The organism is Bradyrhizobium sp. INPA03-11B, assembly GCF_040446015.1.
Taxonomy (GTDB): Bacteria; Pseudomonadota; Alphaproteobacteria; order Rhizobiales; family Xanthobacteraceae; genus Bradyrhizobium; species Bradyrhizobium macuxiense_A.
On record NZ_JASGSR010000091.1, the window covers coordinates 1 to 20793 of the forward strand.

19 protein-coding genes are annotated in these 20793 nt (G+C 64.9%); 8 read left to right on the top strand and 11 right to left on the bottom strand.

All coding sequences use genetic code 11. The features are described from left to right. Positions 1 to 87: 87 nt before the first annotated feature. The 5 genes from QMZ05_RS29440 to QMZ05_RS29460 form a co-directional block, all read right to left on the bottom strand. On the bottom strand, positions 88 to 1698 hold the full coding sequence (locus tag QMZ05_RS29440; protein WP_353703943.1) for a benzoate-CoA ligase family protein: 1611 nt from the start codon (positions 1696 to 1698) through the stop codon (positions 88 to 90). After that, positions 1695 to 2825, bottom strand: coding sequence for an FAD-dependent monooxygenase (locus QMZ05_RS29445; protein WP_353703944.1), 1131 nt, complete (start codon positions 2823 to 2825; stop codon positions 1695 to 1697). Before QMZ05_RS29445 ends, QMZ05_RS29440 begins: the two co-directional genes overlap by 4 nt. Positions 2826 to 3033: 208 nt before the next feature. Further along, a complete protein-coding gene (locus QMZ05_RS29450) occupies positions 3034 to 3246 on the bottom strand; it encodes a hypothetical protein (RefSeq protein ID WP_229169023.1) in 213 nt (70 codons plus the stop codon). Positions 3247 to 3353: 107 nt separating this feature from the next. Further along, positions 3354 to 3575, bottom strand: a complete 222-nt coding sequence (locus QMZ05_RS29455; protein ID WP_212012804.1) for a cysteine rich repeat-containing protein — start codon at positions 3573 to 3575, stop codon at positions 3354 to 3356. A 36-nt stretch (positions 3576 to 3611) separates the two neighbouring features. After that, positions 3612 to 4406 (bottom strand): cysteine rich repeat-containing protein, encoded by a 795-nt coding sequence (locus tag QMZ05_RS29460; protein WP_353703945.1) that lies wholly within the window; start codon positions 4404 to 4406, stop codon positions 3612 to 3614. 247 nt (positions 4407 to 4653) lie between these two features. On the opposite strand from QMZ05_RS29460, the gene QMZ05_RS29465 reads away from it, so the two are divergent. Together QMZ05_RS29465 and QMZ05_RS29470 are read left to right on the top strand one after the other, a co-directional pair. Continuing rightward, positions 4654 to 5811: an efflux RND transporter periplasmic adaptor subunit gene (locus QMZ05_RS29465; RefSeq protein ID WP_353703946.1), complete on the top strand. Its 1158-nt coding sequence runs from the start codon at positions 4654 to 4656 to the stop codon at positions 5809 to 5811. Positions 5812 to 5821: 10 nt separating this feature from the next. Next, on the top strand, positions 5822 to 8992 hold the full coding sequence (locus tag QMZ05_RS29470) for a multidrug efflux RND transporter permease subunit (protein ID WP_353703947.1): 3171 nt from the start codon (positions 5822 to 5824) through the stop codon (positions 8990 to 8992). Positions 8993 to 9183: 191 nt separating this feature from the next. Here QMZ05_RS29470 and QMZ05_RS29475 read toward each other — a convergent pair whose 3' ends face one another. Then, positions 9184 to 10185, bottom strand: coding sequence for an NADP-dependent oxidoreductase (locus QMZ05_RS29475; protein WP_353703948.1), 1002 nt, complete (start codon positions 10183 to 10185; stop codon positions 9184 to 9186). A gap of 217 nt (positions 10186 to 10402) precedes the next feature. Between QMZ05_RS29475 and QMZ05_RS29480 the strand changes: the two genes are divergently transcribed. Together QMZ05_RS29480 and QMZ05_RS29485 are read left to right on the top strand one after the other, a co-directional pair. After that, positions 10403 to 11692, top strand: coding sequence for a dicarboxylate/amino acid:cation symporter (locus QMZ05_RS29480; RefSeq protein WP_353703949.1), 1290 nt, complete (start codon positions 10403 to 10405; stop codon positions 11690 to 11692). 12 nt (positions 11693 to 11704) lie between these two features. Beyond that, complete coding sequence (locus QMZ05_RS29485) at positions 11705 to 12634, top strand: amino acid ABC transporter substrate-binding protein (protein WP_353703950.1); 930 nt, start codon at positions 11705 to 11707, stop codon at positions 12632 to 12634. 263 nt (positions 12635 to 12897) lie between these two features. Here QMZ05_RS29485 and QMZ05_RS29490 read toward each other — a convergent pair whose 3' ends face one another. The 3 genes from QMZ05_RS29490 to QMZ05_RS29500 form a co-directional block, all read right to left on the bottom strand. Next, positions 12898 to 13125: a hypothetical protein gene (locus QMZ05_RS29490; RefSeq protein WP_353703951.1), complete on the bottom strand. Its 228-nt coding sequence runs from the start codon at positions 13123 to 13125 to the stop codon at positions 12898 to 12900. Positions 13126 to 13197: 72 nt separating this feature from the next. Beyond that, entirely contained in the window at positions 13198 to 13344 is a 147-nt protein-coding gene (locus QMZ05_RS29495; RefSeq protein WP_168193483.1) for a hypothetical protein, read from the bottom strand. Positions 13345 to 13462: 118 nt separating this feature from the next. Then, on the bottom strand, positions 13463 to 13723 hold the full coding sequence (locus QMZ05_RS29500; RefSeq protein WP_353703952.1) for a hypothetical protein: 261 nt from the start codon (positions 13721 to 13723) through the stop codon (positions 13463 to 13465). Between the two features lie 209 nt (positions 13724 to 13932). On the opposite strand from QMZ05_RS29500, the gene QMZ05_RS29505 reads away from it, so the two are divergent. Further along, a complete protein-coding gene (locus QMZ05_RS29505) occupies positions 13933 to 14289 on the top strand; it encodes a response regulator (RefSeq protein ID WP_353703953.1) in 357 nt (118 codons plus the stop codon). A 15-nt stretch (positions 14290 to 14304) separates the two neighbouring features. On the opposite strand, the gene QMZ05_RS29510 is transcribed toward QMZ05_RS29505, so the two are convergent. Further along, positions 14305 to 15240 (bottom strand): RimK-like protein, encoded by a 936-nt coding sequence (locus QMZ05_RS29510; protein ID WP_353703954.1) that lies wholly within the window; start codon positions 15238 to 15240, stop codon positions 14305 to 14307. A 297-nt stretch (positions 15241 to 15537) separates the two neighbouring features. Between QMZ05_RS29510 and QMZ05_RS29515 the strand changes: the two genes are divergently transcribed. From QMZ05_RS29515 to QMZ05_RS29525, 3 genes are all read left to right on the top strand, one after another. Beyond that, positions 15538 to 16311, top strand: coding sequence for a ferredoxin--NADP reductase (locus QMZ05_RS29515; protein WP_024581583.1), 774 nt, complete (start codon positions 15538 to 15540; stop codon positions 16309 to 16311). Positions 16312 to 16457: 146 nt separating this feature from the next. After that, positions 16458 to 17327, top strand: coding sequence for a patatin-like phospholipase family protein (locus tag QMZ05_RS29520; protein WP_353703955.1), 870 nt, complete (start codon positions 16458 to 16460; stop codon positions 17325 to 17327). Positions 17328 to 17685: 358 nt separating this feature from the next. Continuing rightward, positions 17686 to 19311, top strand: coding sequence for an FMN-binding glutamate synthase family protein (locus QMZ05_RS29525; RefSeq protein WP_353703956.1), 1626 nt, complete (start codon positions 17686 to 17688; stop codon positions 19309 to 19311). Between the two features lie 10 nt (positions 19312 to 19321). Here QMZ05_RS29525 and QMZ05_RS29530 read toward each other — a convergent pair whose 3' ends face one another. Continuing rightward, entirely contained in the window at positions 19322 to 20785 is a 1464-nt protein-coding gene (locus QMZ05_RS29530; RefSeq protein ID WP_353703957.1) for an FAD-dependent monooxygenase, read from the bottom strand. Positions 20786 to 20793: the final 8 nt, after the last annotated feature.

Here is a 20793-nt window from a genome sequence, read left to right on the forward strand (position 1 = left end):
GAGACAGGTGGGGAGAGGGGTGGCCCCGGGCGAGACGGTTGGGATTTGGAAACGGGCCGCAACGCGCGCGATTTCTCCGGCTGAGCATCACATCCGCATCACCGCTTGCCGGTCGATCTTGCCGGTGCCGGTCTTCGGCAGCTCCTCGATGAACTTCACCTCGCGCGGGTATTTGTAGGGCAAGAGCTTTGCCTTTACGTAGTCCTGCAACCGCCGCGTTGCTTCGGCCGCGTCGAAACCGCTCTTGTTCATCACCACCACGGCGCGCAGCGTCATGCGGCGGTCGGGCAATTCGGCGGCGTAGACCGCGCATTCGCGGACGTCGGGGTGGTCGGCGAGGCAGAGCTCGACCTCCAGCGGATAGACCCATTGGCCGGAGATCTTGATCAGGTCGTCGGCCCGGCCGCGGAAGAAGTGGAAGCCGTCGCTGTCGCGCATGAAGCGGTCGCCGGTGTAGATCCAGCCGTCCTCGCGCACGGTCTCGGCGGTCTTGTCCGGCCGGTTCCAGTACAGCGGCGTTGCGGAATCGCCGCGCACCCACAAAATGCCTTCCTCATCGTCGCCGACCTCGCGGCCGTCGCTGTCGCGCAGCATGATCTCATAGCCGGGCACGCGCAGGCCCGCTGCGCCGAGCTTCTTCTGCTCCGCGCGGTTGCTGAGATAGACGTGCAGCACCTCGGTCGAGCCGAGGCCCTCGATGATCTCGAGCCCGGTGAGGCGCTTCCAGCCGTTGAACACATCGGCCGACAGCACTTCGGCGGCGGAGACCGCCATCCGCAGCGAGGAGAAGTCGGCAGCGTCGGCGCCTTCGGCCTTGGTCAGGGTGATGTAGAGCGTCGGCAGACCGAAAAACACCGTCGGCCGATATTGCCCGATCGCCGCGAAGATCGCGGCCGGCTTCGGCTGGCCCGGCAGCAGCAACGTCGCGGCGCCGACCGAGAAGGGAAACGTGATCGAATTGCCGAAGCCGTAGGCGAAGAAGATCTTCGGCACCGAGAAGCAGATGTCGCCGGGCGAAAGCTTGAGCACGTTGCGGGCAAAGGCGCGCTCGCTATAGGCCATGTCGTGCTGCAGATGCACGATACCCTTGGGACGGCCGGTCGAGCCCGACGAATACATCCAGAACGCCATCTCGTTGCGGTGGGTGTCGGCCGCGTCGAGCTCGGTCGGAAATCCCTGCAGCCATTCGCCTGCGTTGCGTGTCTCGGCGACCGCATGGTCGCCCGCTGTGCCGTTGACCACGACCAGCGTGCGCAGCGGCGTGCCCTTGCAGGCCTCGGCGTTGAAGCGCGAACAGAACTCGGCGTCGGTGACGGCGACCTGCGCGCCGGCGTCGGACAGATAGAATTGCAGCAGCTCCGGCGTCGTCAGCGTGTTGATCAGGAGCGGCACGAAGCCGGCCCGGACCGCACCGAAAAATGCTGCCGGATAGGCGGGGGTGTCGTCGAGGAACAGCAGCACGCGGTCGCCGCGCTTAAGTCCGAGCGACTGGAAGGCGTGGCCCCAGCGTGCAGCGTCAGCACAGAGCTCGCGATAGGTCCGCGTGCCGGCCGGGCCGGTCAGCGCCAGCCGTTCGGCATTGCCGTTGCCGAGATTGTCGAACAGGATGGAGCTCGCATTGTAGCGCTCGGGGATCGTAAAGCCGATCTCGCGCGCACCGGGACTATCCAGCGGAACCTGGTCGGCGATCCCAGTCATGAGCGTCCCTTTGCGGCTTCGTAACGGGCCATGAAGGCGGGCGACATCGCGCGCAACCGCGCGTCGTCGATCCGGCCGGAGCGGGTGATGTAGCTGTAGGCGAAATCCATCAGATCGTGCTTCATGTGCGCGGGGAAATGCTCGTACCAGTCGGCACTGGTCCGCGCCGCGGTGACGAGCTTCTTCACGATCGGCTTGCGCTCGGCCTCGTAGCGGGCCAGCGCGGCGGCAATGCCGGTCTCGGTCTCCAGCGCCTTGGTCAACGCGATCGCATCCTCGATCGCCAGCCGCGTGCCCGAGCCGATCGAGAAATGCGCCGAATGCAGCGCGTCGCCGATCAGCACCATGTTGCCGTGCGACCAGCGTTCGTTCCAGATCCACGGGAAGTTGCGCCACACCGACTTGTTCGAGATCAGTTTGTGGCCGTCGAGCGTCGCGGCGAACACGTCTTCGCAGATCGCCTGCGATTCCTCGATGCTCTTGTCGGCGAAGCCGTATGCCGCCCAGGTCGCCGCGTCGCATTCGACCAGGAAGGTGCTCATGTCCTTCGCATAGCGGTAGTGATGGGCATTGAAGCTGCCGCGGTCGGTCGCCACGAAGGTCTGCGACAGCGTCGCGAAGGTCTTGGTGGTGCCGTACCAGGCGAACTTGTTGGAGGATTGCGAGACCGACGCGCCGAACGCGGCCTCATGGCCGCGACGGACCATCGAGTTCAGCCCGTCGGCGGCGACGATCAGGTCGTAGCCGCTGAGCTCGTCGACCGATTGCACCACGGTGTCGAAGCGCGGTGTGACGCCCGTGCTGCGCACGCGCTCCTGCAGGATCGTCAGCAGCGCCAGCCGGCCGATCGAGGAGAAGCCGACGCCGTCGATCTCGACGCTCTCGCCGCGCAGATTGAGGGTGATGTTCTTCCAGCTCTCCATCCGCGGCGTAATGGCGTCGACCGTCTCGGGGTCGTCGGCGCGCAGGAAGTCCAGCGCCTGCTCGGAGAACACGACGCCGAAGCCCCAGGTGGCGCCGGCGGCGTTCTGCTCGAACAGATCGATTTCGGCGTCGGGATGACGCTTCTTCCACAGATAGGCGAAATAGAGCCCGCCGGGCCCTCCGCCAATCACGGCGATCCGCAACGTCTGCCTCCCAGATTGACAGTGTACTTACAATTTGGGTCCAGACTAGTCGCCCTCTGGCGGGAACGCCAGAGGGAAAATGCGCGCGGTGGCCAAAGCGCGATGGGTTAAACCCTCATCGCGCGCTAGATTCCTGTTCAGCATGATCTTTTCGGAAAACCGCTTCGCACATTTCCGGATCATGCTTATCCGCGTGGAGCCGAAAAGTTCAGTAGCAGCGGCGGACCTTGACCCCGCCGACCCATACCCAGCGGCAGCCGGCAACGACGGGCTTGCGGACGACGACCGCGCCGCGATGGCCGGCGCATCCGGCACGATAGGGGCCGCGCCCGCACACCACGGCGTTGGCGTCGGAGGACTCGAAGGTCATGGTCGCGGCAAAGGACAGCAGGGCCGCAGCGATCAGCAATAATGAGCGCATGATATTCCCTCTCCCGGAGTGAGGTATGGTTGGCCTTTGGGTGACAACAAGGTGCTGCGGCTTCGTGCCCGGCACTCGCCAGGCACATGTCGCCTCCGCTTGTGCGGTTATTTCTTCTCAGCTTCTGCCAGCACCTTCTTGCAGGCGGGCGTCAGCTTGTCGCTTTCCTTGGCGAGACAGGCGATGATGCGCCCGCCGCCGGGCGTCACGCTTTTGCAGAACTTCTGATAGTCGCCCATGCACGCGTCGCGTTGTGCGTTGGTTAGCTCCTGGGCGTAGACCGCGGTCGAACCGCAAAGCAGCGCGGCGGTCAGGACAATACGCAGCATGTTCGCTCCCTTTCGGTCAGTCGCGTGACAACAGGATTATCGCGCCGCGAACGGCGCCAGCACCTCGCGGCACGCCGGCGAGAGCGAGCCGGCATTGGTCGCCAGGCATTGCACGATCCGTCCGCCGCCGGGCTGGACACCGCCGCAAACGGAGCGGACGTCGGCGCCGCAGGCCGAGCGCAGCACGAACAGCTCTTCGCGCGGCCGCAGCGGCCGCAGCATGATCACCGCCGGCGCGGCCGCGGGCGCTGCAGCCGGTGCGGCCGTCGCCGCAGCACCCGCGGCCGGCGCGGCGCCACCGCCGCCCGCGGCAGCGACCGCCTTTTCGCAAGCCGGCGACAGTTTCGCCTTGTTCTTTTCCAGGCACTGCAGTGCCGGTGCGCCGCCGGTCGGCACGCCCGCGCAGACCTTGGGATAATCGGAGCGGCATGCGCTGCGGATCGCCGAGATCTGCGCGCTGGACGGCGCCCCGGCCGCCTTCGGCGCCGCGGCCTCAGCCGCGGGCTTGGTCGCCGCCGCAGGCGACGCTTCGGTCTTCGCCGCGTCGGTCTTGGCTGCCGCGGGCGCAGCGGCCGGCGCTTCCACGGCCTTCACGGCACTGGCGCAGCCGGGGCCGAGGCTTGCCATGTTCTTCTGCAAGCATTGCAGCGACGCTTCGCCGCCGGGCGGCACGCTGGAGCAATGCGCGATGTAGTCGTTGCGGCATTGCGACTTGATGGCGTCGCGCTGCGCCTGGGTCGGCGCCTGCGACAAGGCCGGCGCGGTACTCACGAATGCCGCAAGCGCGAGCCATGCGGAAAGTTTCGTTGCACGTGTCAACGCATTGATCATTTGAATAAATCCTCTCGTTGCGCCGGAAGCCGCCGGCTCAACTGAACTGCGCTCTAAAATGTCTTGCTGTAACAACCTTCGCGAGCGGCATCATTTTCGCTTTCGAGTTCCGCTGCAAGCGGATTGTTGCTATGGAAGACGCAGGTTGATTTTTTTGCCGGCTACCACGTTTGAGTTAAGTCATTTGAACTGAGGCTCGGAAATGAGGCATGCGCGCGCGTCGGCACATTTCGATCGGAGCAGTTTTTTGCGGCTGCGAAATGCGCCGCTGACGCGCATCGTCTGCGTCGTATCGGCCTTCGTCAGTTTAAGTGCCTGCGAGCAAAACAGTTTTGTTGCGCCGCCACCACCGAAGGTCGAGGTCGCGCCGCCGGTGCAGCGCGCCATCACGCGCTATCTGGACGCCACCGGAAACACCGCACCGATCAAGACCGTCGATCTGGTCGCGCGCGTGCAGGGGTTCCTGCAGTCGATCAATTATCAGGATGGCTCCTTCGTGAAGCAGGGGACCACTCTGTTCACGATCGAGCCGGAGACCTACAAGCTGAAGCTGGAGCAGGCGCAGGCCGCAGAGGTCGGCGCGCAGGCGACGGTGAAGCAGGCCGAGTCCGATTTCAAGCGGCAGCAGGATCTGGTGCAGCGCCAGGCGGTCTCGCAGGCGACGCTGGAAACCTCGACATCGACGCGGGACAACGCTCAGGCCAATCTGCAGCAGGCCCAGGTCAACACCAAGATCGCCGCGGTCAATTACGGCTACACCAACGTGGCCGCACCGTTCGATGGCATCGTCAGCACCCATCTTGTCTCGATCGGCGAACTGGTCGGCGTGGCTTCGCCCACCCAGCTCGCCACCATCGTGCAGCTCGACCCGATCTACGTGAACTTCAACGTCAACGAACAGGACGTGCAGCGGGTGCGGGACGAGGCGCGTCGCCGTGGCATGACCGCGAACGACCTCAAGTCGTTGCCGGTCGAGGTCGGCCTGCAGACCGAGACCGGCTATCCGCACAAAGGCAATCTCGACTATGCGTCTCCGACACTCAACCAGTCGACCGGAACACTGGCGGTTCGTGGCTTGATACCCAATCCCGATCGCGTCCTGTTGCCCGGCTTCTACGTTCGCGTTCGCGTGCCCTTCACCAAGCAGGACAACGCGCTGCTGGTGCCAGACGTTGCGATCGGCAGCGACCAGAGCGGCCGCTACGTGCTGGTCGTCAATGCCGACAATGTGGTCGAGCAGCGCAAGGTGACGACCGGTCAGATCGACGAGGACCTGCGCGTCATCGAGAGCGGACTGAAGGCCGACGACCGCATCGTGACCGCCGGGCTGCTGCGCGCGATCCCCGGCCAGAAGGTCGATCCGCAGATGCAGAAGGGCGACGCGACTCCGGCACCGGCCAAGTGAGGGGTGCGCCATGATCTCGAAATTCTTCATCGAGCGGCCGGTCCTTTCCAACGTCATCGCGATCCTGATGATCCTGATCGGCGGCGTCGCGCTGTTCAATCTCGCGGTCGCGCAGTATCCCGACGTGGTGCCGCCGACCGTGCAGGTGACGACGCGCTATCCTGGCGCATCGGCAAAAACCGTGATCGACACCGTGGCGCTGCCGATCGAGCAGCAGGTCAACGGTGTCGAGGACATGCTCTACATGCAGTCCTACAGCGGCGCCGACGGCACCTACACCCTGACGGTGACCTTCAAGATCGGCACTGACCTCAACTTCGCGCAGGTCTTGGTGCAGAACCGCGTCTCCTCGGCGCTGTCGCAGCTGCCGACCGCGGTGCAGAACCAGGGCGTCACGGTACAGAAGCGCTCGACCTCGATCCTGCTGTTCGTGACGCTGACTTCGCCGAACAAGACCTACGACAGCCTGTTCCTGTCGAACTATGCCACCATCAACATCCGCGACGAGCTGTCGCGTCTGCCGGGCGTCGGCAACGTCACCGTGTTCGGCGCCGGGCAATATTCGATGCGGGTCTGGCTCGATCCGAACAAGCTGCAGGCGCGCGGGCTGATGCCGCAGGACGTCATCCAGGCGATCCAGCAGCAGAGCCAGCAGGTCACCGCCGGCCAGGTCGGCGCGCCGCCGGCGCCGCAGGGGCAGGCGTTCCAGTACACGCTGAACGTCAACGGCCGGCTCGATGACGCGAGCCAGTTCGAGAACATCATCGTCAAGACCGGCAATGTCGGCGACGTCATCCGGGTCCGCGATCTCGGCTGGGTCGAGCTCGGCGCGCAGACCTACAGCCAGGTGTTCTCGCTCAACCAGAAGCCGGCCACCGGCATCGGCGTGTTCCTGTCGCCGGGCGCCAACGCGCTGCAGGTCGAGAAGGAAGTGCAGAAGAAGGTGGCGCAGCTCGCCAAGCAGTTCCCGCAGGACATCAAATACGACACACCGTTCGACACCACCAAATTCGTCCAGGCCTCGATCAACGAGGTCTACCGGACGCTGATCGAGGCCGGCCTCCTGGTGCTGGTCGTGATCCTGGTGTTCCTGCAGGACTGGCGGGCGATGCTGGTGCCTGCGACCACCGTGCCGGTCACCATCATCGGCGCGTTCGCGGCGATGGCGGCGCTCGGCTTCACCATCAACCTGTCGACGCTGTTTGCGATCGTGCTGGCGATCGGCATCGTGGTCGACGACGCCATCGTGGTGGTCGAAGGCGCCGCGCACAATATCGAGCAGGGCATGTCCGGCCATGACGCCGCAATCAAGGCGATGGACGAATTGTTCGCGCCGATCGTCGGCATCACCCTGGTGCTGATCTCGGTGTTCCTGCCGGCGGCCTTCCTGCCGGGGCTGACCGGCCGGATGTACGCGCAATTCGCGCTGGTGATCGCGGCCACCGCGCTGCTCAGCGCTGTCAACGCCGCGACCCTGAAGCCGACGCAATGCGCATTGTGGCTGCGCCGGCCGGTGCCGCCGGAGCAGCGCAATTTCTTCTACCGCGGCTTCAACGCGGTCTATGACCGCGTCGAGCGGGGCTACACGCGGATCATCGGCGGCATTGCCGGCCACGCCAAGACCTCGGTCCTCGTCGCGCTGGTCCTGATCGGAATTGCCGGCTACGGACTGTCACGGGTGCCGACCGGCTTCATCCCGATCGAGGACCAGGGCTACCTGCTGGCCGCGGTGCAGTTGCCCGACGGCGCCGCGATCGATCGCACCCAGCACGTGCTCGACCAGGTCACCGAGATCGCTCGCAAGACGCCGGGCGTCGAGCAGGTGGTCGCCATCGCCGGCATCTCCGCGCTCGACAATTCGTCGAGCCTCGCTAATGCCGGTGTCGCCTATGTGATCCTGAAGGACTGGGACTCGCGCGGCCCCGGCGAGGATCTGCGCTCGCTGGTCTACGGCCTCAACGACCGGCTCGCGGTGATCCCGGAGGCGCGCATCCTGGTGATCCCGCCGCCGCCGATCCAGGGCATCGGCAATGCCGCCGGTTTTGCCATGCAGGTGCAGCTGCGCGACGGCAACGCCGACTACGGCAAGCTGCAGGCGGTGACCGGTGCCGTCGTCAGCAACGCGCAGACGCAAAGCGCGCTGCAGCGGGTGCAGTCGTCGTTCCGCTCGATGGTGCCGCAGTTCGACGTCCAGGTCGACCGCGTCAAGACCGAGACCCTGCACGTCACCACCGACCAGATCTTCTCGACGCTGTCGTCCTATCTCGGCGCGAGCTACGTCAACCAGTTCACCAAGTTCGGCCGCACCTTCCAGGTCTACACTCAGGCCGATGCGCAATACCGGCTGACGCTGCGCGACATCCAGAACATGATGGTGCGCAACAGCAACGGCGACATGGTCCCGCTCGGCACGGTGGCGAACATCACGCCGTCGGTCGGCCCGTCGCTGATCAGCCTCTACAATCTCTATCCGTCGGCCACCATCATCGGCCTGCCGTCGCAGGGCTACAGTTCCGGCCAGTCGATGACGCTGATGGAGGAGATCGCCGCGAAGACGCTGCCGCCGGGGACCGGCTATGAGTGGACGGCGATGTCGTACCAGGAGAAGGAGGTCGGCAGCCAGATCTACTTCGTGTTCGCGCTGGCGCTGCTCCTGGTCTACCTCGTGCTCGCCGGACAGTATGAAAGCTGGTACGCGCCGATCTCGGTGATCCTGGCGGTGCCGCTGTCGCTGCTCGGGCCGATGCTGGTGCTGACCTCGCTCCGGATCGAGAACAATCTCTACACCCAGATCGGCACCATCCTGCTGATCGCGCTGTCGGCCAAGAACGCGATCCTGATCGTCGAGGTCGCACTCGAGCATCACATCCGCGACGGCAAGCCGGTGCTGGACTCGGCGATCGACGCCGCCCGCGCCCGGTTCCGGCCGATCCTGATGACGTCGTTTGCCTTCATCCTCGGCGTGCTGCCGCTGGTGCTGGCGACCGGCGCCGGCGCCAACGCCCGCAAGTCGATCGGCATCACGGTGTTCTCCGGCATGATCGCCTCGACCTGCCTCGCGGTGCTGTTCGTGCCGGCGTTCTTCGTCGTGGTGCAGAACTTCGAGAACTGGCGCAAGGCGAAGAAGGGCAAGGCCGCGGGGCCGCAAGCTGCAGCGGAAGCGCCGGGCACGGTGCATTAGGCCCGCGCACTCAATCCATCCCCGTCACCCCCGCGCAACGGCTTCGCCGTTGTCGCTGGAGGTGCGAGCGGAGCGAGCCTCGAAGGGCGAACGGCCCGGCTGCCTCCGCGCCGTTGCATCGGGGCCGTGCATCCTTCGAGGCGCGCAAGGGCGCGCACCTCAGGATGACGGAATCGGCAGAATCCGCGCCGCTACACCTTCACCATGCGCTTGCCGCGGTTGTCGCCGGCCAGGAGCCCGATCAGCGCCTGCGGGGTGTTCTCGATGCCGTCGATGACGTCTTCCTGGACCTTGAGCTTGCCCGAGGCGACCCAGGACTGCAGGTCGGCGAGCGCGGCGTCGCGCTGGTCCATGTAGTCCATCACGATGAAGCCCTGCATGACGAGCCGCTTCACCACGATCAGGCCGGGCACGCCGCGCGGGCCGTGCGCCGAGGGCACGCCGTCATACTGCGAGATCGCGCCGCAGCAGGCGATCCGGCCGCGGTTGTTCATCTGGGCCAGGCAGGCCTCCAGGATATCGCCGCCGACATTGTCGAAATAGACGTCGATGCCCTTCGGTGCAGCGGCGCGCAGCGCCTTGTAGGTGGCGCCGTCCTTGTAGTCGACGGCGGCGTCGAAGCCGAGTTCCGACGTCAGCCATTGGCACTTGTCCTTGCCGCCGGCGATGCCGACCACCCGGCAGCCCTTGATCTTGGCGATCTGGCCGACGATCGAGCCGACCGATCCGGCGGCCGCCGACACCACCACGGTCTCGCCCTCTTTCGGCTTGCCGACATGGAGCAGGCCGAAATAGGCGGTCAGGCCGGCGACGCCGTAGACGCTGAGCAGATGCGTCATCGGCTCGAGCTTCGGCATCTTCGCCAGGTGCTTGGCCGGCACGGCGGCGTAATCCTGCCAGCCGGTGTCGCCGAACACGATATCGCCCGGCTTCAGGCCGGGGTCGTTCGACGACACCACTTCGGCGATGCTGCCGCCGGCCATCACGGTGTTGGCTTCGACCGCAGCGCGGTAGGTGGCGCCGTGCATCCAGGCGCGGTTGGCGGCGTCGAGCGAGATGTAGCGCGTTCGCACCAGCGCCTCGCCCTCCTTCGGCGCGGGGACCGTGCCCTTGGTCAGACGAAAATGCTCGGGGCCAAGCTTGCCGGTCGGCTTCTCAACTAGCAGGATCTGGCGATTGACGGTGTCGTTCATTGTGGTGTCTCCCCCTCGCGTTGGTCGTTTCGCATGCAGTTTGACTGCGACGCGCGCAGCTCAGTGCACAGATTGTGCGCTGCATGAACGCTAGTCCCCACGCTGGCATTCCACAACGGGAACAGATCGGCAAAGTCCCGCTCGGCGCGAAGCGTGTTGCGTAGCTGCGTAAATCTGCCACACTTGCCCGTCGCCGGGAACTGACGGGGGTAAGAGAATGTCGAACAGGTTTACGCAGTATATCCTGCTTGCGATGGTCCTTGGCATCGCAATGGGGACCATCGTCTTCAACTATTTTCCTGACAGCCGCGCCGAGATCGCCGCCGACGTCAACCTGATCGCCATGCTGTTCCTGCGCCTGATCAAGATGATCATCGCGCCACTCGTGTTTGCGACTCTCGTCGGCGGCATCGCCCATATGGGAAGCGGCGCCAAGCTCGGGCGCATCTTCGCCAAGACCATGGGCTGGTTCGTCTCCGCCTCCTTCATTTCGCTGCTGCTCGGCCTCGTGATGGTCAATCTGTTGCAGCCCGGCGCCAATTTCCCCGGCACGCTGCCCGACAAGACCCAGTCCACCGGCCTGCCGGTCTCGGCCTTCTCGATCGAGAAGTTCCTGACCCATCTGATCCCGACCTCGATCGCGGATGCGATGGCGCAGAACGAGATCCTGCAGATCGTGGTGTTCGCCGTGTTCTTCGCGGTCGCGCTCGGCGCCATGCCTGAGCGGGCCAAGCCGATCATGAGCCTGATCGACGACCTCGCGCACATCATGCTCAAGGTCACCGCCTACGTGATGCTGTTCGCGCCGATCGCGGTGTGGGCCGCGATCATGGCGACGGTGTCGAAGAACGGCCTCGGCGTGCTCTGGAAGCTGATCGTCTTCATGGGCGGCTTCTATCTGTCGCTGCTGATCCTGTGGGGCATCCTGGTCGCGGTCGGCTTCGTCGTGATCGGGCCACGCTACAGCCATCTGCTGCGGCTGATCCGCGAGCCCCTGATGATCGCGTTCTCGACCGCCTCCTCGGAGGCGGCCTACCCGAAGACGCTGGAGGGGCTGAACCGGTTCGGCGCCTCCTCGCGGATCTCGGCCTTCGTGCTGCCGCTCGGCTATTCCTTCAACCTCGACGGCACGATGATGTACTGCACCTTCGCGAGCATCTTCATCGCGCAGACCTACCACATCGAGATGTCGCTCGGCACGCAGCTCGCGATGCTGGCAACGCTGATGATCACCTCGAAGGGCGTCGCCGGCGTGCCGCGCGCGTCGCTGGTGGTGATCGCCTCGACGCTGTCGCAGTTCGGCATCCCCGAGGCCGGGTTGTTGATGATCATGGGCATCGACACCTTCCTCGACATGGGCCGCAGCGCCACCAACGTGATCGGCAACTCGCTGGCCACCGCCGTGGTCGCGAAGTGGGAGGGCGAGCTGAAGGCCGAGCACGAGCTCGGGCCCGACGATGCGGTGCCGCAGGATGCGGTGCCCGGCGCCGTGATGGCCGGCCATTGACGGGAGGGATGCATGCATCGCGCCCGCTGGAGGCCGATCCGGGCTGAAGGGTTGGTGCTGGCAGTATGTCTGCTGGCAGCACCGGCCTTTGGGCAGACGGCCGGCGGCGAGGGGCTCAGCCCCACGCTCGCCAACATCAAGGCTACGCATACTGTGCGGATCGGCTATCGCGAGGCCTCGCCGCCGTTCTCGTTCCTCGACCACTCCAACCGGCCGATCGGCTACAGCCTCGAGCTGTGCGATGCGATCGTCGACGAGATCGCGGCCGAGGTCGACGACGCCAACCTCAAGATCGACTACGTCAAGGTCACCTCCGACGACCGTATTCCGGCGGTCGTCGACAAGAAGATCGATCTCGAATGCGGATCGACCACGGCGAATGCGGAGCGCGGCAAGCAGGTCGCATTCTCGCCGCTGATGTTCGTGGCCGGCACCAAGCTGATGGTGCCGAAGGCCTCTCGCGTCAACCAGGTCGCCGATTTGAAGGGCAAGACGGTGGTGGTGACCAAGGGCACCACCAACGAGCAGGCCATGCACAATGTTGACGCCAAGCTGTCGCTCGGCCTCAACATCGTCACCGCCGGCGACCACGACCAGTCCTACCAGACGCTGGTGGACGGCAAGGCGGATGCGTTCGCGACCGACGACATCCTGCTCTACGGCCTGATCGCGCGGCACAAGTCGCAGGACAAATTCCGCGTCACCGGCGACTATCTGTCCTACGATCCCTACGGCATCATGTACCGCAAGGGCGAGCCGCAGATGAAGGACGTGGTCGAGCGCGCGTTCCGCAAGCTCGCCTCGAACCGCGACATCGTCCCGCTCTACAACAAATGGTTCGTCGCCCGCCTGCCGACCGGCGAGAAGCTCAACGTGGCGCTGTCACCGCAGCTCGAAGAAGCCTTCAAGGCGCTCGACGATTCCGCGGGTGGTGCGAACTAGAGCGCGATGAATTTAGATCGAATCGGTTTGGCTGCGTGCTCGCTTTACCTCGCCCCATTGGGGAGAGGTCGATTCGCGAAGCAAATCGGGTGAGGGTCGCAGCTCTAACGAGGGACCGTAACCCCGGCGCGACGCGCCGACCTCTCCCAAGGGAGAGGTGAACCTCCGCTGCCGATCCGGTTCAACCTAATCTCATCACGCTTTAGTCTCGAACTTCGACCTCTCCCCAAGTGGGAGAGGTCGAAAGTACGGCGCGGCTTCGTTCATCGCCAATGGCGATACCGCAGATCCAGGCACTGCCGCACCCAGTATCCATTCACATGGATCAACTGGCATGGGCTCGGCGGTGGTTCCTTAATGATCGGATATCCGTGGATGTCGATATTCGTCGGGGCCGTGACGCCGCGCCAGAACACGGCGTGGGCGGCCGGTGGATTGAAGGCGGCGGCGAACGCCGTGGCGGCGAAGAAGCTCAAAAGGAGTTTGCGCATAAATCTGTATCCGGATCGATTAATACCCATCAGCGTACTCCCTTGAGCGGAAGGAGCAAGCCGCTGAATGGATCAAAATGGCGGAGTGAATTTTGCTGCAAGCGCCGTCGCCGCCCGCGCATAGCCGCCGTGGACCGCCATGCAGGCGAGGGCGACGATGCCGACCGCCGCCAGAACAACCATGACCTGGAAAATCGCGCGTCCAAGGATCGCTCCCATCAAGACTCCATCGATCCGGCGGGGATCTTGCTTCGAGTTTCCACGCGCCGCGATCTCTGGAGCATCATCGGCAAACGAGATTGCGCTGTTGAAGTCTGCGAGCTCGTCGCTTCGCCGGCTAATGCCGCTTCGCGACAAGCCGATCGACCTGCTGCTTCAGCGCTGCTTCCATTTCGGAAATGATGTCGTGCGGTAGCCGTGCGCCAACCGGATCAGCCGTCATTTGCTCCATCGTCTGACGCCGCACGACGTGGGCATGACGTTCGAGGACTTGATCTTCGACCAGTCGTCGGGAGGACGGATAGTCTGGCGCGCCAGCCGTCGCATCGGCCCTGGAAGGTTCGTCAAATTCCCGATCCGGTTGTCCAGCGTTCTTCATGCGTTTTGCCTCCTGGCACGACTTCCTTTCCTCGAGCCCGAGCCGTTCGGCTCGCCGCACATCAATGACGCCGAAACCTCGAAAGTTGTTCCGGAGGGAACTTGCAAACATCCGGCGGAACAGTCAGTCATCGAGTCTGGAACCAGAACCATACGCGCTCTCGATCATTAACTTAGGTTGATGACTGTGGTCGATCGTTGGAGGTTGCCATGGGTTACGCGAGGCTAGTTCGGCAGACCGCAATTGTGGTCGAAGACGATACGATCCAGCGCGACATGATCGCGCTGTTGCTGGAAGAAGGTCACTTCGACGTCATCCAATGCGAAGACGCAGAGACGGCGGCGCTGGCCATCAAGATGCGTCACCCGTCGCTGGTGGTCACCGACGTCAAGCTTACGGGCAAAATGAGCGGTATCGAGCTTGCACGTTTGGCCCTCGATTGCGATCCAGGCGTGCGGGTTATGGTGATCTCAGGCCTGCCCTCGGTCGGCGCTCTGCCTGACGGCGTCAAGTTCTTTCCGAAGCCGGTTTATCCACCCGCGCTGCTGCGAGAGCTCGCGCTGTAGCGCGTGGCGCGTAACTTACGCGAACACGGCGTCCAGTGCGGCGGAATACGCCGCCTCGACCAGCGCCGGATGGCGGCGGCCCAGCGCCTCCATCTTCACGCCGGAATTCACCTCGAGGACTTTCCACACGCCATCAGCGCGCACGACGTCGATGGAGGCGAAGCGGATGCCGACGGCCTGCGCAGCCATGGTCGCGAGCGCGGTGCATGCGTTGCGTGTCGCGGCATCGGTGAGCAGCGCGGGCTCGGCACCGGCATCGAGGTTGTGCCGCCAGTTCAACAGCAGCCGTTCGCCGGCCGGCGGAATAGCGTCGAGCGCGGCGGTGTCGAAATCCTCAGTCAGGGTCTTGAGCTGCTCGGCTGTCGCGGTCGCCTGCGCCAGCGCGCGGAGTGAATGGATGCCGTCGCCGACCACCATTGGGCGCGTCTTGCCGTAGACGATCAGTGCGCGTGTATCGAGCAGCACCACGCGCACCTCGTCCTCGATCGCGACATAGGGCGAGATCGCAAGGCTCGGATGCGCGGCAAGGATGCGCGCCACCGCGGTCTCCAGCTGCATGCGCGTCGTGACGCGGAAGACGAGCTCGCCGGATGTCCCCTCATTGGGTTTGACGACGAGCCCCTGCGGATGCGCGTCGAGCAGACGCTGCATCGCGTCCAGCGAGTCCGATCCCGGGATGTGCTTGCTGAGCTTGGTGCCGAGAAACAGCGTATGCGGAATGGCTGATACGCCAGTCGAGGTCAGCACTTCGGCGCAGGCCGACTTGTCGTTGGCGACCTGATGCGCAACCGCGCTGTTCAGCCCGATGTCGTAGCCGATCGCGAGCCGCCGCTCGCTGCCCCTGGTCATGATGACCAGCCAGCCGCCTGACCGCACCTCGACCGCAATCGCGTGCGCCAGACAATATTTTTTGATGGTTTCCAGGAAGATTCGCTGGCTGATCAGGACCACGAGATCATTTTTCCTTCGCCGCGGTTTTCGTAGCAATTAATTGCCAGATCGGTGCTGATCTCAGCAAGTAAATTACGTGCAGCGCCACGTGTTAACGATGTCGTGGCTGAACCTCTGCGCGAAATCGAACGACTGCCATTCTGAGATCGCAATTGCACGCCAGTTGATCTTGACTATCTCATGCATTGGCGCAATGGACACGCGAGATCTTCAGTGATTTCGGCCACTTCTGCGCCGTCGCGAGCAGTCTAGAAATCAAACCATTCTAAATCTGGTCAGTCGAGAAAACGAAAACACATGAGCGCGTTCTATCGAGAGAAAGTTCTTTCCGTTCAGCATTGGACCGATACGCTTTTCAGCTTCCGGGCGACCCGCGATTCCGGTTTCCGCTTCCAGAATGGGCAGTTTGCCATGATCGGCCTCGAGGTCGATGGCCGGCCGCTGCTGCGCGCCTATTCGATGGCGAGCGCCAATCACGAGGAAGAGCTCGAGTTCTTCTCGATCAAGGTGCAGGACGGTCCGCTGACCTCCAAGCTGCAGAAGATCCGCGAGGGCGACACCATCCTGGTCGGCCGCAAGGCGACCGGTACGCTGATCACCGACAACCTGATTCCCGGCAAGCGGCTGATGCTGCTGTCGACCGGCACCGGCCTTGCGCCGTTCGCCAGCCTGATCAAGGACCCCGAGGTCTATGATCGCTACGACCAGATCCTGCTTGTGCATGGCTGCCGCCAGGTCTCCGAGCTCGCCTATGGCGAGGAGCTGGTCGCCAAGTTGCGCGACGACGAGCTGTTCGGGCCGCTGCTGTCCGAGAAGCTCTCCTACTATCCGACCGTGACGCGCGAGCCGTTCCGCAACCGCGGCCGCATCACCGACCTGATCACCTCCAACCAGCTGTTCACCGACCTGCATCAGGGCCCGCTCGACATCGAGACCGACCGCATCATGATGTGCGGCAGCCCGGCGATGCTCGAAGAGCTGAAGCAGCTGTTCGAGACCCGCGGCTTCAAGGAAGGCAGCGGCAACACCCCTGGTCACTTCGTGATCGAGAAGGCGTTCGTCGAGCGTTAGTTCTACGTCGTCCCGGCCCCCGTGCGCAATTGCGCACTCGGCCGGGACGACGATGGTGTTTGTGGTGCGTACCAATCCGCCGCTGCTATAACACTCCCCAACGCCGCGCAGCCCTTCCGAACGCGGCGACCCGAGGGAGCCGCACCTTGTCCATCACCGATCCGGATGCACCGAAGACCGCCTTTGTGTTTGCCGGCGGCGGCAGCTTTGGCGCGATCCAGGTCGGCATGCTGCAGGCACTCGCGGCGCATGGCGTGGTCGCCGACATGGTGGTCGGCTCCAGCGTCGGCGCATTGAACGGCGCGTTCTATGCCGGCGACCCGACGGTCTCGGGGGTGGCGCGGCTGGCCGAGATTTGGCGCGGCCTGGACCGGCAGGACGTGTTTCCGGTGACCTGGCGGACGCTGGTGAGCTTCCTGTGGCGGCGCGACTTCCTGATCCCGCATGACGGCGTCCGCAAGCTGATCGACGATTACATCCCGTTCCGCAATCTCGAGGATGCGCGGATCCCGATCTATATCGTCACGACCGACATCATTAGCGGCGACAGCGTCGTGCTGTCGGAAGGCTCCGCCGCGGAGGCGATCGTGGCCTCGACCGCGATCCCCGGCGCGTTCACGCCGGTGCATTACCGCGATCATTTCCTCGCCGACGGCGCGATCTCCAGCAACACGCCGGTCCGCGTCGCCGTGAAGCATGGAGCAAAACGCCTGATCGTGCTGCCGACCGGACACGCCTGCGCCAACCAGGCGCCGCCGGTCGGCGCGCTCGCCAATGCGCTGCATGCGCTGACGCTCCTGATCGCGCGACAGCTCGTCAACGAGCTCGAGAATATCGGCCCCGATGTCGAATATTTCGTCGTGCCGCCGCTCTGCCCGCTGGTCGGCTCGCCCTACGATTTCTCTCGAACCGCCGATCACATCGCACGCGCCCTCGACACCACCAATGCGTGGCTTGCCAGCGATGGCCTCAAGCCGGGGCACATCCCGCACGAATTGCAGCCGCACGACCATTGAGGGGGGCGGGCGCTTTTCTTACCTCGCCCCGCTTGCGGGGAGAGGTCGGATTGCATGCAGCGCTAGCGGAATGCGATCCGGGTGAGGGGGACTCTCCGCGAATGCAACTGCCACCGTGTTCGCGGAAGGGCCCCTCACCCCAACCCTCTCCCCGCAAGAGCGGGGCGAGGGAGCAACAAGTCAGCGTCGCGCAGCCCCTCCGTTGCACTGCAGCAGCGAGACCGCGGCACCCGCACCCGCCCATCCGGGCGGTTGTCACATCTGTGACTGCTCGGCCGTATAACCGTAGTGCACTTGTTCCGCGAGTTGGATTAGGCTCACCCGCCGACAGGGTATTCCAGGCAGACCGGAGGATTTCATGGACACGCTTCTGCTTCCGTTCTCGCCGCGCTTCATCGTGCTGACGATCTGCGCCGTTGTCACCGTGCTCCTGCTGCTGGTTGGAATTTTCGACCACAAGGTCTTCAAGATCATCCTGATCCCGCTGGTCATCTTCGGCGCGCTGACACTGCTCGGCATCCGCGACTTTACCCAGAAGAACCACGCGGTGCTGCGCAACTACCCGATCTCGGCGCATGTCCGCTTCCTGCTCGAGGAAATCCGCCCCGAGATGCGGCAGTATTTCTTCGAGAGCGAGAAGGACGGCATGCCGTTCTCGCGCGACACCCGCGCGGTGGTCTATCAGCGCGCCAAGATGGTGCTCGACAAGCGGCCGTTCGGAACCCAGGAGGACGTCTACCGCGAGGGCTACGAGTGGATGCACCATTCGGTGGCGCCGAAGCCGCGTGCCGACGAGAAATTCCGCATCACCATCGGCGGGCCCGACTGCACCAAGCCGTATTCGGCCTCGGTCTTCAACATCTCGGCGATGAGCTTCGGCGCGCTCAGCCCGAACGCGGTGCGGGCGCTGAATGCCGGCGCCAAGAAGGGCGGCTTCGCCCACGACACCGGTGAGGGCGGCGTCAGCCCCTATCACCGCGAGATGGGCGGCGACATCATCTGGGAGGTCGGCTCCGGCTATTTCGGCTGCCGCAACCGAGACGGCACCTTCAATCCGGAGCTCTTTGCAAGCGTCGCGGGCGACGACCAGATCAAGATGGTCGAGCTCAAGATCAGCCAGGGCGCCAAGCCCGGCCATGGCGGCGTGCTGCCGGCCGCGAAGGTCTCCGAGGAGATTTCCAAGATCCGCGGCGTGCCGATGGGCGAGGACTGCATCTCTCCCGCCTATCACAAGGCGTTCTCGACGCCGATCCAGATGATGGAATTCGTCGCCCAGATGCGAAAGCTGTCCGGCGGCAAGCCGGCCGGCTTCAAGATGTGCATCGGCCATCCCTGGGAGTTCCTGGCGATCTGCAAGGCGATGAAGGAGAGCGGGCTCTATCCCGACTTCATCGTGGTCGACGGCAATGAAGGCGGCACCGGCGCCGCGCCGCTCGAGTTCATGGACCATTTGGGCATGCCGATGCGCGAGGGCGTCAATTTCGTCCACAACGCGCTGATCGGCATCGGTGCGCGCGACCGCATCAAGATCGGCGCTTCGGGCAAGGTCGCCACCGCCTTCGATATGGCGCGCGCGATGGCGATCGGCGCCGACTGGTGCAATTCGGCCCGCGGCTTCATGTTCGCGCTCGGCTGTATCCAGTCGCTGAGCTGCCACACCGACCGCTGCCCGACCGGCGTCACCTCGCAGGACCCGATCCGCAACCGCGCGCTCTATGTGCCGGACAAGATCGAGCGCGTGTACAACTACCATCACTCGACCCTGCACGCGCTGACCGAGCTGCTCGCCGCCGCCGGCCTCGAGCACACCAAGGAATTGCGCCCGATCCACTTCTCGCAGCGCAGCTCGACCACCGAGGTCAGCACTTTCGCCGAGCTCTATCCGACGCTGCGCCCGGGCGAGCTGCTCGAAGGCACCCAGGACCGCCGCTTCCGCGACGCCTGGGCGATGGCGCGCGCGGATTCGTTCCAGCCTGCCGGGTAGGGCGTCCCACTTACGTCGGCGCGCCGAACCATTTGGTCAGCGCTTCCGTGAGCCCGGTCTGCGTCCGGTCTCCGACCCACGCCACGTAGCCGTCGGGCCGGATCAGCACTGCGGCGGGTGCCGGAACCGGGCCGAGCGCGGGAAGCACGAAGGCGCCGGCATCGTCGGCGTCGACCAGCTGAACCCGATCGGCCCATCCCGCGATGTCGATGCTGCCGGGCTCGCCGAAATTCAGCAGCACCGGCCGCGCCTGGTGCACCAGCGCGAAGACCCGGCGCGGGCCGTCGGCAGTGACGAGGTCGAGGTCGGGCATGCGGCGTCCGAGCAGCGGATGGCCACAGCCGAGATCGTAATGCAGGTCGAGGCCCGACATCATCGCGACAAATCGCCGGCGCGGCTCGTCCATGCGGAGCAGGTCGGAAACGATTTCGTTCAGCGCCTTGCTGCGCGCATCGGTGCGGCTGAGCGCGACGTGCGCCATGGTGTTGCGCAGCACGCGGGCCGCGACCGGATGCCGTTCGGTCTGATAGCTGTCGAGCAGGCTGTCCGGCGATATCAGCTTCACCACCTGGGCGAGCTTCCAGCCCAGATTCACCCCGTCCTGCACGCCGATATTGAGGCCCTGTCCGCCCATCGGCGGATGCACATGGGCGGCATCGCCGGCCAGCAGCACGCGCTGCTTGCGATAGCTCACCGCCTGCCGGGTCATGTCGGTGAAGCGCGAGATCCAGGCCGGGCTGTGAATGCCGAAATCGGTGCCGTACGCGGCGGCCAGCGTCTCGCTGACGTCGCGCAGGGTCGGCTCTCTGTCGGTGCCGAGCTGCCGCTCGGTCAGCACGACCCGCACCCGCCCGCTGTCTTCCACCTTGCCGATCGCATAGGTGCCGGTGTCGTCCTGGCGAAAGCCCCATTGCGGTTCGCTGGACATCTCGGCTTCGGCGATCAGCCAGCTCCTGGTCGGATCCCATCCGGCGAATTCGATGCCGGCCGCTTTGCGCACGATGCTCCGGCCGCCATCGCAGCCGACGAGATACTGCGCGCGGAGCCGGCCGTCCGACAGTTCGACATCGACGCCGGCGTCGTCCTGCGCAAAGCCGGTCACCTCGCGCGCGCGATAGATCGGCACCGCGAGCTCGCTCACCCATTCGCCGAGAATGCGCTCGGTATGGGTCTGGAACAGCCCGAGCGTGAAATTGCGCCGGGTCGGAAAGTCGGTGATATCGAGCGGAACCAGATGCGAGTGGAACAGCACCGCGGGATGGCGCGTCCCCTGCGCGACGAAGCGGTCGCCGATGCCGCGCTGATCGAGCACCTCGATGGTGCGCGCATGCAGGCCGCCCGCCCGCGAGCCGATCAGGTCCGCTCTCGCGCGCCGCTCGACGACCGCGACATCGACGCCGGCCAGCGCCAGCTCGCCCGCCAGCATCAGCCCGGTCGGACCTCCGCCGGCAATCACCACAGCATGTTCCCGCATCCCGCACT